General features: G+C 70.3%; 14 protein-coding genes. 2 read left to right on the top strand and 12 right to left on the bottom strand.

Annotated elements, in window-relative coordinates:
* Positions 1-45: 45 nt before the first annotated feature.
* The 8 genes from ACFW47_RS16030 to ACFW47_RS15995 all read right to left on the bottom strand — a co-directional run bounded on the left by ACFW47_RS16030 (position 46) and on the right by ACFW47_RS15995 (position 10,054).
* Positions 46-702 carry a phosphatidylserine decarboxylase gene (locus tag ACFW47_RS16030; RefSeq protein WP_383421876.1) on the bottom strand — a complete coding sequence of 219 codons (657 nt, stop codon included), beginning with the start codon at positions 700-702 and terminating at the stop codon, positions 46-48.
* Positions 703-872: 170 nt separating this feature from the next.
* Entirely contained in the window at positions 873-2,078 is a 1,206-nt protein-coding gene (locus tag ACFW47_RS16025; protein WP_386287519.1) for an acyl-CoA dehydrogenase family protein, read from the bottom strand.
* Positions 2,079-2,591, bottom strand: coding sequence for a MaoC family dehydratase (locus ACFW47_RS16020; RefSeq protein WP_073730559.1), 513 nt, complete (start codon positions 2,589-2,591; stop codon positions 2,079-2,081).
* 5 nt (positions 2,592-2,596) lie between these two features.
* Positions 2,597-3,559, bottom strand: coding sequence for an HpcH/HpaI aldolase/citrate lyase family protein (locus tag ACFW47_RS16015; protein ID WP_386306070.1), 963 nt, complete (start codon positions 3,557-3,559; stop codon positions 2,597-2,599).
* On the bottom strand, positions 3,556-5,583 hold the full coding sequence (locus tag ACFW47_RS16010; protein WP_386287523.1) for a protein meaA: 2,028 nt from the start codon (positions 5,581-5,583) through the stop codon (positions 3,556-3,558). The genes ACFW47_RS16015 and ACFW47_RS16010 overlap by 4 nt, the downstream gene beginning before the upstream one ends.
* Positions 5,584-5,601: 18 nt before the next feature.
* On the bottom strand, positions 5,602-6,945 hold the full coding sequence (gene ccrA / locus ACFW47_RS16005; RefSeq protein WP_386287524.1) for a crotonyl-CoA carboxylase/reductase: 1,344 nt from the start codon (positions 6,943-6,945) through the stop codon (positions 5,602-5,604).
* Positions 6,946-7,272: 327 nt separating this feature from the next.
* Positions 7,273-8,088, bottom strand: a complete 816-nt coding sequence (locus ACFW47_RS16000; protein WP_386287525.1) for a TetR family transcriptional regulator — start codon at positions 8,086-8,088, stop codon at positions 7,273-7,275.
* A 160-nt stretch (positions 8,089-8,248) separates the two neighbouring features.
* Positions 8,249-10,054, bottom strand: a complete 1,806-nt coding sequence (locus tag ACFW47_RS15995; protein WP_386287526.1) for a 3-hydroxyacyl-CoA dehydrogenase family protein — start codon at positions 10,052-10,054, stop codon at positions 8,249-8,251.
* Between the two features lie 387 nt (positions 10,055-10,441).
* Here ACFW47_RS15995 and ACFW47_RS15990 point away from each other — a divergent pair, with 387 nt between their 5' ends.
* Complete coding sequence (locus ACFW47_RS15990) at positions 10,442-11,035, top strand: adenylosuccinate lyase (protein ID WP_386287527.1); 594 nt, start codon at positions 10,442-10,444, stop codon at positions 11,033-11,035.
* Positions 11,036-11,095: 60 nt separating this feature from the next.
* On the opposite strand, the gene ACFW47_RS15985 is transcribed toward ACFW47_RS15990, so the two are convergent.
* The 4 genes from ACFW47_RS15985 to ACFW47_RS15970 form a co-directional block, all read right to left on the bottom strand.
* Positions 11,096-11,599, bottom strand: coding sequence for a GNAT family N-acetyltransferase (locus ACFW47_RS15985; RefSeq protein ID WP_386287561.1), 504 nt, complete (start codon positions 11,597-11,599; stop codon positions 11,096-11,098).
* A gap of 26 nt (positions 11,600-11,625) precedes the next feature.
* Positions 11,626-12,024 carry a RidA family protein gene (locus ACFW47_RS15980; protein ID WP_386306069.1) on the bottom strand — a complete coding sequence of 133 codons (399 nt, stop codon included), beginning with the start codon at positions 12,022-12,024 and terminating at the stop codon, positions 11,626-11,628.
* A 39-nt stretch (positions 12,025-12,063) separates the two neighbouring features.
* Positions 12,064-13,647: an alpha/beta hydrolase gene (locus ACFW47_RS15975; protein ID WP_386306068.1), complete on the bottom strand. Its 1,584-nt coding sequence runs from the start codon at positions 13,645-13,647 to the stop codon at positions 12,064-12,066.
* A 79-nt stretch (positions 13,648-13,726) separates the two neighbouring features.
* A complete protein-coding gene (locus ACFW47_RS15970; protein ID WP_386306067.1) occupies positions 13,727-14,761 on the bottom strand; it encodes an Rv2578c family radical SAM protein in 1,035 nt (344 codons plus the stop codon).
* 196 nt (positions 14,762-14,957) lie between these two features.
* Between ACFW47_RS15970 and ACFW47_RS15965 the strand changes: the two genes are divergently transcribed.
* A complete protein-coding gene (locus ACFW47_RS15965; RefSeq protein WP_073730570.1) occupies positions 14,958-15,401 on the top strand; it encodes an SRPBCC family protein in 444 nt (147 codons plus the stop codon).
* The last annotated feature ends 89 nt before the right edge of the window (positions 15,402-15,490 follow it).

The following is a 15,490-nucleotide window of genomic DNA, read 5'->3' as shown; positions in this document are numbered from 1 at the left end:
TCCACCTCGTCGGCCTCCGGTACCCATCCGGCCTGGGTCTGCGGATCAATCACGGTCAATTCGAGTCACCCCAGCCACCGTCTTCTGGCCCACCTCGACATCCACCTCGACGCCCTCCGGCAGGTACAGGTCGACGCGCGAGCCGAAGCGGATCAGACCGACCCGCTCGCCCTGCTCGACCTTGGTGCCCTGCGGCACGTAGGGGACGATGCGGCGGGCCACCGCGCCGGCGATCTGGATCATCTCGATGTCGCCCAGCTCGGTGTCGAAGTGCCACACGACCCGCTCGTTGTTCTCGCTCTCCTTGTTGAAGGCGGGAACGAAGCCACCGGGAACGTGCTCGACCGACGTCACCGTGCCCGCCAGCGGGGCGCGGTTCACGTGGACGTTGAGCGGGCTCATGAAGATCGCGACGCGGGTGCGACCGTCCTTCCACGGCATGATGCTCTGCACCACTCCGTCGGCGGGCGAGACGACCCGGCCCCGGGTGATCTCGCGCTCGGGGTCGCGGAAGAACCACAGCATCCCCGCCGCGAGCGCGGTGGCGGGTACGGCGACGGCCTTGGCCACGCCCGAGCGGCGGGCACGGACCAGGCTGACGGCTGCGGTGGCGACGGTCGGCAGAAGCCACGGCGATGCTCCGCGCGCGAGGCGTACGCCGGCCAGGCTGTCGCGAGATGCAGAGGTTTGGCTGTGGGGCATGGATGACCTTCGTAGCGGATGATGCCGCACACTGACGGGGGACGGCGGCTTTCCGGCGATCGTAGCGGCTTCCTGCCGCAACTGGGTAAGCCAGGAAGCCGAGTCGGCGGCCGAACACTGCCTACGGGGTGTGACCTTGTTCTCCAAGAAAACACCCCGTATCCGGACATCTAACCCTGGAATCGATACTCTTCGAGCAGTCGGCGGCCGATGATCATTTTCTGGATCTCGGCGGTGCCTTCACCGATCAGGAGCATCGGGGCCTCGCGATAGAGGCGCTCGATCTCGTACTCCTTGGAGAAGCCGTACCCGCCGTGGATCCGGAAGGCGTCCTCCACGACCTCCTTGCAATACTCGGATGCGAGGTACTTGGCCATCCCCGCTTCCAGGTCGTTTCGTTCGCCCGAGTCCTTTTTGCGTGCAGCGTTCACCATCATCGCATGCGCTGCCTCGACCTTGGTAGCCATCTCCGCGAGCTTGAACTGGATGGCCTGGTGCTGGGCGATCTGCTTGCCGAAAGTGTGACGCTGCTGGGCGTACCGGACGCCGAGCTCGAAGGCACGCTGAGCGACCCCGCAGCCACGTGCCGCCACATTGACGCGGCCCACCTCGACGCCGTCCATCATTTGGTAAAAACCTCGGCCGGTGACCCCGCCGAGCACCCGGTCGGCCGGAATGCGCAGGTCGTCCATGACGAGCTCGGTCGTGTCGACGCCCTTGTAGCCCATCTTGTCGATCTTGCCGGGGATGGTGAGGCCGGGACGGACCTCGCCGAACCCGGGCTCCTTCTCCACCAGGAAGGTCGTCATCGACTTGTGCGGGGCCGAGCCCTCGGGGTGACCCTCGTCACTCTTCACCAGTACGGCCACCAGAGACGACGTACCGCCGTTCGTCAGCCACATCTTCTGGCCGTTCAGGACGTACTCGTCGCCGTCCTTCACCGCCTTCGAGGAGATCGCCGACACGTCCGAGCCGAGCGCCGGCTCGGACATGGAGAAGGCGCCCCGGATGTCGCCGGCGGCCATCCGGGGCAGGAAGTGGTCCTTCTGCTCCCGCGTGCCGTGCTGCTTGAGCATGTACGCCACGATGAAGTGCGTGTTGATGATGCCGGACACCGACATCCAGCCGCGGGCGATCTCCTCCACGCACAGGGCGTAGGTGAGGAGCGACTCGCCCAGGCCTCCGTACTCCTCCGGGATCATCAGGCCGAACAGGCCGAGTTCCTTCAGCCCGTCGACGATGTCCTGCGGGTACTCGTCCCGGTGCTCCAGCTCGGTGGCGACCGGGATGATCTCCTTGTCCACGAAGTCGCGGACGGTGGAGAGGATCTCCCGCTGGACGTCCGTGAGGCCGTGGGTCTGGGCGAGGCGGCTCATCTACTTCCCCTGTTCCTTCAGCTCGGGCCGGCCGGGCTGCTCGCCGCCGCGCTCCTTGATGTACGTCTCGGTGGGCACCATCACCTTGCGGCGGAAGACGCACACGAGCGTGCCGTCCTGCTTGTAGCCCTTGGTCTCGACGTGCACGATGCCGCGGTCGTTCTTCGACTTCGACGGCCACTTGTCGAGCACGGTCGTCTGGCCGTAGATCGTGTCGCCGTGGAAGGTCGGTGCCACGTGCTTGAGCGACTCGATCTCCAGGTTGGCGATCGCCTTGCCGGAGATGTCGGGGACCGACATGCCGAGCAGGAGCGAGTAGACGTAGTTGCCGACCACCACGTTCTTGCCGAAGTCCGTCGTCTTCTCGGCGTAGTTCGTGTCCATGTGGAGCGGGTGGTGGTTCATGGTGAGGAGGCAGAAGAGGTGGTCGTCGTACTCCGTGACCGTCTTGCCCGGCCAGTGCTTGTACGTCGCACCGACCTCGAACTCCTCGTAGGTGCGTCCGAACTGCATCGCCCTCAGCCCTCCGGGATCTCGAACTTCGACGTGCGCCGCATGCCCGCCGCACGGCCCTTGCCCGCGATGACCAGGGCCATCTTGCGGCTGGCCTCGTCGATCATCTCGTCGCCGAGCATCGCGGAGCCCTTCTTGCCGCCCGCCTCGGACGTGCAGTACTCGTAGGCGTCCAGGATCAGCTCGGCGTGGTCGTAGTCCTCCTGCGAGGGCGAGAAGACCTCGTTGGCGGCGTCGACCTGGCCCGGGTGCAGCACCCACTTGCCGTCGAAGCCGAGCGCCGCGGCACGGCCGGCGACCTCGCGGAAGCCGTCCACGTTGCGGATCTGGAGGTAGGGGCCGTCGATCGCCTGGAGGTCGTTGGCGCGGGCGGCCATCAGGATCTTCATCAGGATGTAGTGGTAGGCGTCCGCCGGGTAACCGGGCGGCTGCTCGCCCACGACCAGGGACTTCATGTTGATGGACGCCATGAAGTCGGCCGGGCCGAAGATGATGGTCTCGGTGCGCTGGCTCGCCTGCGCGATCTCGTTGACGTTGTTCAGGCCCTGCGCGTTCTCGATCTGCGCCTCGATGCCGATCCGGCCGACCTCGAAGCCCATCGTCTTCTCGATCTGGGTGAGCAGGAGGTCGAGGGCGACGATCTGCTGGGCGTCCTGGACCTTGGGCAGCATGATGCAGTCCAGGTTCGGGCCGGCGCCCTCGACGACCGTCACGACGTCGCGGTACGTCCACTCGGTCGTCCAGTCGTTGACGCGCACGACGCGGGTCTTGCCGGTCCAGTCGCCCTCGTTGAGGAACTTGACGATGGTGTGCCGTGCCTCGGGCTTGGCCAGCGGCGCGCAGGCGTCCTCCAGGTCCAGGAAGACCTGGTCCGCGGGGAGGCCCTGGGCCTTCTCCAGGAAGCGCGGGTTGCTTCCCGGGACCGCCAGGCAGGAGCGGCGGGCGCGAAGGCGGTCGACTGTCGTCATGCGGGGACCTCCAGGGGGTCGAGCTTGTTCGCGTTCCGGATCTCGTCGACGATCCGGCCGATGATGCCGGTGATGTCGAAATCCTTCGGGGTGAAGACCGCGGCCACTCCCGCGGCCCGCAGTTCTTCGGCGTCACCGTTCGGGATGATGCCACCGGCGATCACCGGGATGTCTGTGGCACCGGCCACACGGAGCCGTTCCAGCACGTCCGGGACGAGCTGGGCGTGCGAGCCGGAGAGGATGGACAGGCCCACCGCGTGCACGTCCTCGGCGAGGGCGGCGTCCACGATCTGCTCCGGGGTGAGCCGGATGCCCTGGTAGACCACCTCGAACCCGGCGTCGCGGGCCCGCACGGCGATCTGCTCGGCGCCGTTGGAGTGGCCGTCCAGGCCGGGCTTGCCGACCAGGAAGCGCAGCTTGCCGACGCCCAGGTCCTTCGCCGTCAGGTCCACCTTGCGGCGCACCTCGGACAGGGCCGAGCCCTCCTCCGCGGCGACCGCGACCGGAGCCGACGACACACCCGTGGGCGCCCGGAACTCGCCGAACACCTCGCGCAGCGCCCCGGCCCACTCGCCGGTGGTGACGCCGGCGCGGGCGCACTCCAGGGTGGCCTCCATGAGGTTGTCGGTGCCCTTGGCGGCCTCCTTCAGCTTCTCCAGCGCCTTGCAGGGGCGAGGGTGGTTGAAGGGCGGCTGGTAGCGGGTGTCCCGCCAGTGCTGGAGCGAGGCGATGACACGGGCTTCCACCGCCGGGTCCACCGTCTGGATCGCGGTGTCCAGGTCGGCGGTCAGCGGGTTGGGCTCGGTGCCCTCGAAGGCGTTGACACCGATGATCTTCTCCTCGCCGGACTCGATCCGGGCCCGGCGCTCGGCGTGCGAGGCGACCAGCTGCGACTTGAGGTAGCCGGACTCGACGGCCGCCATCGCGCCGCCCATCTCCTGGATGCGCTCGATCTCCGCGAACGCCTCCTGCACCAGCTCGTCCACCTTCGCCTCGACCACCTTCGAGCCCTCGAAGAGGTCGCCGTACTCCAGCAGGTCGCTCTCGTACGCCAGCACCTGCTGGATGCGCAGCGACCACTGCTGGTCCCAGGGCCGGGGCAGGCCCAGCGCCTCGTTCCAGGCCGGCAGCTGCACGGCACGCGCGCGTGCGTCCTTGGAGAGGGTGACCGCCAGCATCTCCAGCACGATCCGCTGGACGTTGTTCTCCGGCTGGGCCTCGGTCAGGCCGAGGGAGTTGACCTGGACGCCGTAGCGGAAGCGGCGGTGCTTCGGGTTCTCGATGCCGTACCGCTCGCGCGTGATGCGGTCCCAGATCCGCCCGAAGGCCCGCATCTTGCACATCTCCTCGACGAAGCGGACACCCGCGTTCACGAAGAAGGAGATGCGGCCGACCACGTCGCCCATGCGCTCCTGGGGCACCTGCCCGCTGTCGCGCACCGCGTCGAGCACGGCGATCGCGGTGGACATCGCGTACGCGATCTCCTGCACCGGCGTGGCGCCCGCCTCCTGCAGGTGGTAGCTGCAGATGTTGATCGGGTTCCACTTCGGGAGGTGGGAGACCGTGTACGCGATCATGTCGGTCGTCAGGCGGAGCGAGGGCCCCGGCGGGAAGACGTGCGTGCCGCGGGACAGGTACTCCTTGACGATGTCGTTCTGGGTCGTGCCGCTGAGCTTGGTGATGTCCGCGCCCTGCTCCTCGGCGACGACCTGGTAGAGCGCCAGCAGCCACATGGCCGTGGCGTTGATGGTCATCGAGGTGTTCATCTGCTCCAGTGGGATGTCCTGGAACAGCCGGCGCATGTCACCGAGGTGCGCGACCGGCACGCCGACCCGCCCCACCTCGCCGCGGGCGAGGACGTGGTCGGAGTCGTAGCCGGTCTGGGTCGGCAGGTCGAAGGCGACCGACAGGCCCGTCTGCCCCTTGGCGAGGTTGCGCCGGTACAGCTCGTTGGACGCCTCGGCCGTGGAGTGACCGGCGTAGGTGCGCATGAGCCACGGCCGGTCCTTCTGACGCTCAGTCATGTGTGGCCTCCGCCGTCCTCAGATGTTCCGGAAGCGGTTGATGGCGTCGAGGTGCTGGGCCCGCTTCTCGTGGTCGCGCACGCCCAGTCCCTCCTCGGGGGCCATGCAGAGCACGCCGACCTTGCCCTGGTGGGCGTTGCGGTGGACGTCGTGGGCGGCCTGGCCGGTGTCCTCCAGGGAGTACACCTTGGAGAGGGTCGGGTGGATCTTGCCCTTGGCGATGAGGCGGTTGGCCTCCCAGGCCTCGCGGTAGTTGGCGAAGTGGGAGCCGATGATGCGCTTCAGGGACATCCACAGGTAGCGGTTGTCGTACTCGTGCATGTAGCCCGAGGTAGAGGCGCAGGTGGTGATGGTGCCGCCCTTGCGGGTGACGAAGACGGAGGCGCCGAAGGTCTCGCGGCCGGGGTGCTCGAAGACGATGTCGATGTCCTCGCCGCCGGTGAGTTCGCGGATGCGCTTGCCGAAGCGCTTCCACTCCTTCGGGTCCTGGGTCTGCTCGTCCTTCCAGAACTTGTAGCCCTCGGCACTGCGGTCGATGATCGCCTCGGCGCCCATGGACCGGCAGATGTCGGCCTTCTGCTCGCTGGAGACGACGCAGATCGGGTTGGCGCCGCCGGCCAGCGCGAACTGGGTGGCGTAGGAGCCGAGACCGCCGCTCGCGCCCCAGATGAGCACGTTGTCGCCCTGCTTCATGCCGGCGCCGTTGCGGGAGACCAGCTGCCGGTAGGCCGTGGAGTTGACCAGGCCCGGGGCGGCGGCCTCCTCCCAGCTGAGGTGGTCCGGCTTCGGCATGAGCTGGTTGGACTTGACGAGGGCGATCTCGGCGAGGCCGCCGAAGTTGGTCTCGAAGCCCCAGATGCGCTGCTCGGGGTCGAGCATCGTGTCGTTGTGGCCGTCCGAGGACTCCAGCTCGACGGACAGGCAGTGCGCGACGACCTCGTCACCGGGCTGCCAGGCGTTGACGCCCGGGCCGGTGCGCAGGACGACGCCCGCGAGGTCGGAGCCGATGATGTGGTACGGCAGGTCGTGGCGCTTGGCGAGGTCGTTGGTGCGGCCGTAGCGCTCCAGGAACCCGAACGTCGACAGCGGCTCGAAGATCGAGGTCCACACGGAGTTGTAGTTGACCGAGGAGGCCATGACGGCCACCAGGGCCTCGCCCGGGCCCAGCTCGGGCACCGGCACCTCGTCGAGGTGGATCGACTTGCGCGGGTCCTTGTCGCGGGTCTCCAGGCCCGCGAACATCTCCGTCTCGTCCTTGTGCACGGTGATCGCGCGGTACGACTCGGGGATCGGCAGGGCGGCGATGTCGGCCGGCGTGGATTCGGGCGACTGGATCGCGTCCAGGATGTCCTTCACGGTCACGGTGTTGCCTCCGGCGAAGAGCGCCCTGAGGGAGGGGCGCTGGGGGTCACGTCGGTGCTGCTGGGATTCGGTGTGAAAGTGCCTGTGACGCAGGCGTTCGGGCGCGCAGGGGATGAGTGCGGGGACAGCCCGGACACCTTCAACGTATGACACCGCGTGTCACCCCGCAAGGCACTGAGTGCCAGAAGTTCCACTCAGATGAAATCTTTACGCTACAGATGAGCGATGATCGATCGTATGGGGGTCGACGGAGGGTGGGAAAGGGGCGTTGACATGCAAAAACGGCCACCCGGTGGGTGGCCGTCGTCACAGACGCGGAGGGGAGGCTCAGCGCTCCTTGAGGGCCTGTTCGATGGTGCGCATGACCTCGTGCAGCGGTGCGTCGGTGCGCGCGACCGTCACCAGCACCTCGCCCTGCACGGAGGCCGAAGGGGCGGCCGACCGCGTGCCGGCGGCCGTGGAGCGGCCGGCACCGATGCCGGTTCCGAACGTCCGGCGCACGATCGCGAACGCGTGGTCCAGCTGCGCCTCCACGTCTCCCTGCCCGCCCGCCCTGAGCCAGCGCCGCAGCACGTGGTTGTGCGCGGTGACCACGGCCGAGGCGGCGACCTCGGCCAGCAGCGGGTCGTCGTTGGCGTCGTCGTCGTGCGCGTGCTCGTCGAAGTGGCCGAGGAGATAGCGGGTGAACAGGCGCTCGTAGCGGGCCACCGAGGCGATCTCCGCCTCGCGCAGGGTGGGCACCTCACGGGTCAGCTTGTAGCGGGCGACCGAGATCTCCGGCCGGGCCGCGTACATCTTCATGACTTCCTTGATGCCGCGGCACACCGTGTCGAGCGGGTGCTCGTGCGCGGGCGCGGCGTTGAGCACGGCCTCGGCGCGGACCAGGGTGTCGTCGTGGTCCGGGAAGATCGCCTCTTCCTTGGAGCGGAAGTGCCGGAAGAAGGTACGGCGCGCGACCCCTGCCTGGGCCGCGATCTCGTCGACGGTGGTCGCCTCGTACCCCTTGGTCGCGAACAGCTCCATCGCCGCCGCCGCCAGTTCCCGGCGCATTTTGAGCCGCTGGGCGGCGGCTCGGTTGCCGGCCGCGCTCTCCGGCGCGTCGGGCGTGGCTGGTGTACGTGAGGACTTGGCGGGCTGGGACATGCCATGAACGTACTGCATGCGCCCGCAATCATGCGCGTGACCGGGGATCCCCCCGCCCGCGGGGGGCGGGGGAGAGCCGGCCGGGGAGGGCGGGGGGAAGCCGGCCGGATCGAGCAGTCCGCCCCAGTCCTCCTCCGTACGGAACCAGTCGCCCACTCCGTCAGCGGCGGGCATACTCGCGGAAGCCGCGGCCCGTCTTGCGGCCGAGGCAGCCCGCGGCCACCAGGTGCTCGAGGAGCGGCGCCGGGGCCAGGCCCGGGTCGCGGAACTCGCGGTGCAGCACCTTCTCGATGGCGAGCGAGACGTCCAGCCCCACCACGTCCAGCAGCTCGAAGGGGCCCATCGGGTATCCGCCGCCCAGCTTCATCGCCGCGTCGATGTCGTCGAGCGTGGCGTAGTGCTCCTGGACCATCTTCACGGCGTTGTTGAGGTACGGGAACAGCAGCGCGTTCACGATGAACCCGGCCCGGTCGCCGCAGTCCACGGCGTGCTTGCGGATCTTCGCGCAGACCTCCCGGACGGTGGCGTGCACGTCGTCCGCCGTCAGCACCGTGCGGACCACCTCGACCAGCTTCATGGCCGGCGCCGGGTTGAAGAAGTGCATGCCGATCACGTCCTGCGGGCGCGAGGTGGCGCGGGCGCAGGCGACCACGGGCAGCGAGGAGGTGGTGGTGGCCAGCACCGCGCCGGGCTTGCACACCTTGTCCAGCGTGGCGAACAGCTGCCGCTTGACCTCCAGGTCCTCGGCGACCGCCTCCACGGCCAGGTCCACGTCGGCGAAGTCGTCGTAGGTGCCCGTCGGTGTGATCCGCTCCAGCGTCCGCGCGGCGGCCTCGGCCGTCAGCCGGCCCTTGTCCACGCTGCGGGCCAGGGACTTCCCGATGCGGGCCTTGGCCGTCTGCGCCTTCTCGGTACTGCGGGCGGCGAGCACCACCTCGTAGCCGGCCTTGGCGAACACCTCCGCGATGCCGGACGCCATGGTGCCCGACCCGGCGACGCCCACGGCGCGGACGGGGCGTCCGGGGACCTCGGTGCCGCCCGTGCCAGGCGTCAGGGTGTCCGGCACCACGACCGCGCTGCCCGGCGCCTCGTACGTGTAGAAGCCGCGTCCCGTCTTGCGTCCCGTCAGGCCCGCCTCGCTGAGCTGCCGCAGGATCGGGGCGGGCGCGTGCAGACGGTCGTGGGAGGCGGCGTACATGGCCTCCAGCACCGTGCGCGCGGTGTCCACACCGATCAGGTCGAGCAGGGCCAGCGGGCCCATCGGCAGCCCGCAGCCGAGCCGCATCGCGGCGTCGATGTCCTCGCGGGAGGCGTAGTTCGCCTCGTACATCGCCGCGGCCTGGTTCAGATACCCGAACAGCAGCCCGTCGGCCACGAACCCGGGCCGGTCACCGACCGCGACGGGCTCCTTGCCGAGGTCCAGGGCGAGATTGGTGACCGCGGTGACGGCCCCCGGCGCGGTCAGCACCGAGGAGACGACCTCCACCAGCTTCATCGCCGGCGCCGGGTTGAAGAAGTGCAGGCCCAGGACCCGCTCCGGACGGGCCGAGTCGGCGGCCAGCCGCGTCACGGACAGCGCGTTGGTGCCGGTCGCCAGGATCGTCTCGGGGCGCACGATCCCGTCCAGCTCCCGGAAGACCTGCTGCTTGATCTCGTACGACTCCGGGACCACCTCGATCACCAGATCGGCGTCGGCCGCCGCGCCCAGGTCGGTGGAGGTGCGGACGCGGGCCAGGGCGTCGGCGCGTTCCTGTGCCGTGAGGCGTCCGCGCTCGACGGCACGGGCGGTGGAGGCTTCCAGCGCGGCGACGGCCGTCGCGGCCTGCGCCTCACTGACGTCGATGCCGACGACGTCGCGGCCGGCCCTGGCGAGCACTTCGGCGATGCCGGTGCCCATCGTGCCGAGGCCGACGACGGCTATGGTCCGCAGCGGGGACAGAGGGGTGTCGGACAGGGGAGTGGCCATCGCGGGACTCCAGGAATGAGGGTGACGACGGGAACACGCCCGGGTGCGCCGAGGGGCGCACCGGGTGCGTGTGGGAGGAAGTGCGGGTGTTGCCGGGCCGACTGCGCACACGCCCGGTGCCGAAGCGGGGGGCGTGCACACGCCCGCCCGACGGCGGTTGCCGACCGGCCCTGTCCCGAGGCCGAGTCGCACTGCGGTACCCGAGGATCCGGTACCGAACCGACTGCTCTGCCGCCTCACGCCGGCCGCGTCACCAGACCGTTGTGAGGAGTTGCGCGAGTGGGTGACTCGCTCGTCTGAGATTAACTCGCGGGTAACGAGCGCGCCAGCCCCCGGTGTTCGTGATGTACGTCCCAAGGGTGCTGTGACGCCCCTAACCTCGGTGCCATGGACGAAGAGTTGCGATCGCTCACCGAGCGTTTACGGGCCGAGTCGGCGGCAGCGGGCGTGCCGGGCGCCCCGGCGGCGTACGAACGTCTGGTGGCGACCGGGGACCAGGACGAGCTGGCGGCGGTGCTCACCGAGCCGGGGCAGCCGCTGTGGGCACGGGAACTGGCGGCGTTCCGGCTGGGTGTGGCGGGGGACCGGCGGGCCTTCGAGTCCCTCGTGCTGCTCCTCAACCACCGCGACCCGCCGCGCTGCGCCTCCGCCGCCCACGCCCTCGCTCGTCTCGGCGACCCCCGCACCGCCCGCGCCGCCGCCGCCCTCGCCACCAATGAACTCAGGGTCGCCTACGCCCTGTACCCGGTACGGCTGCTGGTCGAGCTGCGGGCCCCCGAGGCGGTGCCCGCCCTGATCACCACGCTGGAACGGCGGCTGCGCCCGCACGACCCGTACCGGCGCGTGGCCCTCGCCTGCGTCGAAGGGCTCGGCGCGCTCGGCGACGACCGGGCCGCCCCCGTCCTCAACGACGCCCTGGCCCACCCCGCGCTGGCCGAGGCGGCGGTGCGGGCGCTGGCGCGGATCCCGGGGCAGCGGTGACCGTGCCTCCGGCGGCGGACGTCGTGGCCGGCCGGGGCGGGCCCGGGCGGCGGTGAGCCGTCAGCCGGTCAGGTCCCTCGCGTACCGCACCTCGGGCACCACCGCCCCCGCCACCTCGAAGGGCTCCTCGGCGCCGTCCGCACGGAAACCCGCCCGCTCGTAGAAGCGCCGGGCGCGGGCGTTGCCCTCGACCACCCACAGGAGCATGCGCCCGTGCCCGGCCTCCGCGCACCGGCGTACCGACTCCCGCAGCAGGGCCCGTCCGACGCCGGTGCCGAAGCGTGCGGCGTCCACGTACAGCGCGTACAACTCCGCCTCCTCGGTGTGCACTTCCCCGTCCCGGTACGGACCGTGGCAGGCCCAGCCGACAACCTCGCCGCCCTGGTCCTCGGCGACCAGGTTCACCATGTCGCCCGGGGTCCGGGCGAAGAGCGCGCGGCGCCGCCCGGCGTCCTCGGCGGCGTCCAGCCCGTCGAGGTACGACTGCGGCATGAGGCCGCGGTAGGCGGCGCGCCAGCCCCGGACGCGGATGTCGGACACACGGTCGCAGTCCGCGAGCGTCATCTCCCGTACCAGGAGCCCGTCCCCGCTCACGAGGGCACGACCGCGAACGCCTCGATCTCCATCAGGAACTCGGGCCGGACCAGCGCCGCGACCTGTACCGCGGAGGCGGCGGGCAGGCGGTCGTCGGATATGTGCTCGGCGCGCGCCGCGCGGATCGCGGACATGTGCGCCATGTCCGTGACGAAGAAGGTCAGCTTCACCACGTCGTCGAAGGTCGCGCCGGCCGCAGCCAGGCACCGGCGCAGGTTCTCGAAGACCTGTCGGGCCTGGGCCGCCGCGTCGCCGTCACCGACCAGCTTGCCGTCCTCGTCCAGGGCGAGCTGGCCGGAGACGGCCACGAACCGTCCGGTGCCGAGGATGACATGGGTGTACTGGGCGGCGGGCGCGACGCCCTCGGGGGCGGGGATCCTGGTCAGCTCACTCATGCCCCCATGGTGGACCACGGCACTGACGACGCCCCGGCATTATTTCCGGAAGCCGAGCAGCCCGTGCAGCGTCGACCCGCGCGACGACGCCGACGCCGCCTTGGACTCCAGCGGCTTCGGGTCGGGCAGCGCCGCGCAGACCGCGTCCGCCTCGCCGGTGCCCCCACCGTCCGGCACGGTGCCGTCGGCCAAGTAGGCGGCCAGGTGCCGGTCCAGGCAGGCGTTCCCGCTCAGCGTGATGCCGTGGTTGCCGCCGCCCTCCTCGACCACCAGGCTCGAGCCACGCAGCAGACGGTGCACGGTGACGCCGCCCTCGTACGGCGTGGCCGCGTCGTCCGTCGCCTGGAACAACAGGGCGGGCGGCAGCGCGCCGTTGGCGACGTCCACCGGTTCTCGGGACTCCGTGGGCCAGAACGCGCACGGCGCGTTGTACCAGGCGTTGTTCCAGGCCATGAAGGGGGCCTTCTCGTACACGGCCCAGTTGTCGTCGCGCCACTCGTCCCAGTCACGCGGCCAGTTCGCGTCGCGGCACAGCACCGAGGTGTAGACGCTGTAGCCGTTCTCCCCGGAGGCGTCCACGGCACCGAAGTTCTCGTACGCCTCGACCAGCGGACCGGTGTCCGCGTCGTTCGCGTACGCGGCGAACGCCTCCGCCAGATAGGGCCAGTAGCCGTTGTAGTAACCGCCCGGGATGAAGGTGTCCTCCAGCTCCGAGGCGCCCACCTTCCCGCCCGCGGGCTCCTTGGACAGCGCAGTCCGCATGGCGTACCAGGCGTCCTCCACCCGCTCCGGGTCGGTGCCCAGCCCGTACGTTCCGTCGTGCCGGGCGATCCAGGCCAGGAAGGCGCGGTGGCGGTCGTTGAAGACGAGGTCCTGGTTGAGGTTGGCGTCGTGCCAGACCTCGGTCGGGTCGACGACGGAGTCCAGGACCAGGCGCCGTACCCGCTCCGGGTACAGCTTGGCGTAGACGGCGCCGAGGTAGGTGCCGTACGAGTAGCCGAAGTAGTTCACCTTCTCGGCGCCGAGCGCCGCGCGGATGGCGTCCACGTCCCGCGCGGCGCTCACCGTGTCGATGTACGGCAGCACGTCCCCGTACTTCTCGCCGCACGCCCCGGCGAAGGACTTCGCGCGCGCGAGATTGGCCTCCTCGACGCCGGGGGCGGCCGGCAGGGAGTCGGGGCGCACCGGGTCGAAGTGGCCGGGCCGGCAGTTCAGCGCGGGCTCGCTCCTGCCCACGCCGCGCGGGTCGAAGCCGATCACGTCGTACTGGGCGGCCACCTCCCCGGGCAGCGAGGACGCCACGAACCCGGCGAGCGTCAGCCCGCTGCCGCCCGGCCCGCCGGGGTTGACCAGCAGCGGTCCCTGGTACTCGTCGGCGGTGTGCGGGACGCGGGACAGCGCCAGCGTGATCCGCTCCCCCTCCGGACGGGCGTGGTCCAGCGGCACCGTGAGGGACGCGCACTGGAGCGTCGGGTAGTCGGCCGTGCCGCACTCGCTCCAGTCGAGTGCCGGGGCGCCCTGGGCCGCGTCGGAGCGCGGCGCGCTCGCCTCGGCGGGTACGGCCGCGACCGTCGCGGCGGCGATCACTGCGGCGCCGCACAGCGCGGCTGCGCGTTGTCTCATGGCGTTCATCGTCCCGGGGAGCGTCGCCGGATGAACGCGTTGTGTTCATACTTGACCCAATTGGGCCGGTAGGTGCGCCTCAGATGAGCGAAAGCTGCACCGGTTCACTCGGAGCGGATTCCACCCGCGGCTCCGCGATCCGCCTGGGCGTCCCGGCGTGCGTGGGACCGATGCCGTACTCCCTTGCGAGACCGTGCACCTGGCGTGTGATCCGGCGCTGGTACCACTTCGGGGCGTACGCGCCCTCCGCGTACAGCCGCTCGTAGCGGCGCACCAGGTGCGGGTGGTGCCGGCCGAGCCAGGCCATGAACCACTCCCGGGCGCCGGGCCGCAGGTGCAGTACCAGGGGCGTCACCGAGGTGGCGCCGGCGGCGGCGATCGCCCGCACGGTCGCGCGCAGTTGGGCCGGTTCGTCGCTCAGGAAGGGGATGACCGGCGCCATCAGCACGCCGCAGCCGATTCCGCGCTCGCCGAGGGCCCTGACGACCTCCAGGCGGCGCTCCGGCGCGGGTGTGCCCGGCTCGACGGTGCGCCACAGCTCGGGATCGGTGAAGCCGACCGAGACCGAGATCCCCACGTCCGTTACCCGTGCCGCCCGCGTCAGCAGGTCCAGGTCGCGCAGGATCAGCGTGCCCTTGGTCAGGATCGAGAAGGGGTTCGCCCGCTCGGTGAGCGCCTCGACGATGCCCGGCATCAGCCGGTAGCGGCCCTCCGCGCGCTGGTAGCAGTCGACGTTGGTGCCCATCGCGACGTGCTCGCCCTGCCAGCGCCGCGAGGCCAGCTGGCGGCGCAGCAGCTCCGGCGCGTTCACCTTGACGACGATCTGGGAGTCGAAGCCGAGGCCGGTGTCGAGGTCCAGGTAGCTGTGCGTCTTGCGCGCAAAACAGTAGACGCACGCGTGCGAACAGCCGCGGTACGGATTGACCGTCCACTCGAACGGCATGCGCGAGGCGCCCGGCACCCGGTTGAGGATCGAGCGGGCCCGCACCTCGTGGAAGGTGATGCCGCGGAACTCGGGCGTGTCGAACGTGCGGGTGGTGACCGCGTCCGCGCCGAAGAGCGCGGGGTCGGCGGCCCGGGCGTGGTCGGAGTCCGTGAGGTTCTCCCAGCGCATGGCGCCTCCTCGGTAGTGCTGCGACCGCCACAATAGAACACTTGTTCCCTTGATCGTGCGGGCCGATCGTGGACCAGGTGAGGGGCCGGCCGCGGGACCAGTCGCACGGGGTCGCTTCACGCCCCCCGATTTGGTGGCCGGGCGGCGGGGTGGTTGGCTTGCCCCGACCCCGAGAACCAGGCCCTGGAGGAACCCGATGGCGCAGGTCGAGGCGGAGACGGAGCGGATCGTCGCGGCGGACGCGGAGACGGTGTTCGACACCCTCGCCGACTACAGCGGCACCCGCGCGAAGCTGCTGCCCGAGCACTTCAGCGAGTACGAGGTCCGCGAGGGCGGTGACGGCGAGGGCACCCTCGTGCACTGGAAGCTCCAGGCGACCAGCAAGCGCGTCCGTGACTGCCTGCTGGAGGTCACCGAGCCGTCCGACGGTGAGCTGGTGGAGAAGGACCGCAACTCCTCCATGGTCACCACCTGGCGGGTCACGCCGGCGGGCGAGGGCAAGTCCCGGGTGGTCGTCCACACCGCCTGGCAGGGTGCGGGCGGCGTCGGCGGCTTCTTCGAGAAGACCTTCGCTCCCAAGGGGCTGGCCCGCATCTACGACGCCATGCTCGCCAAGCTCGCGGCCGAGGTCGAGAAGTAGCCAAGAGGCGGGCGCAGGGCGGTCGTTGGCCGCCTCACCGGTTCGAGTGATCTCCGCCCGAAACCGCCGTACTTCCGTAACTCGTCGCA

It is taken from the genome of Streptomyces sp. NPDC058796 (genome assembly GCF_042745235.1).
In the GTDB taxonomy this organism is placed as follows: Bacteria; Actinomycetota; Actinomycetes; order Streptomycetales; family Streptomycetaceae; genus Streptomyces.
This window is presented reverse-complemented; position numbering and strand designations above follow the sequence as displayed.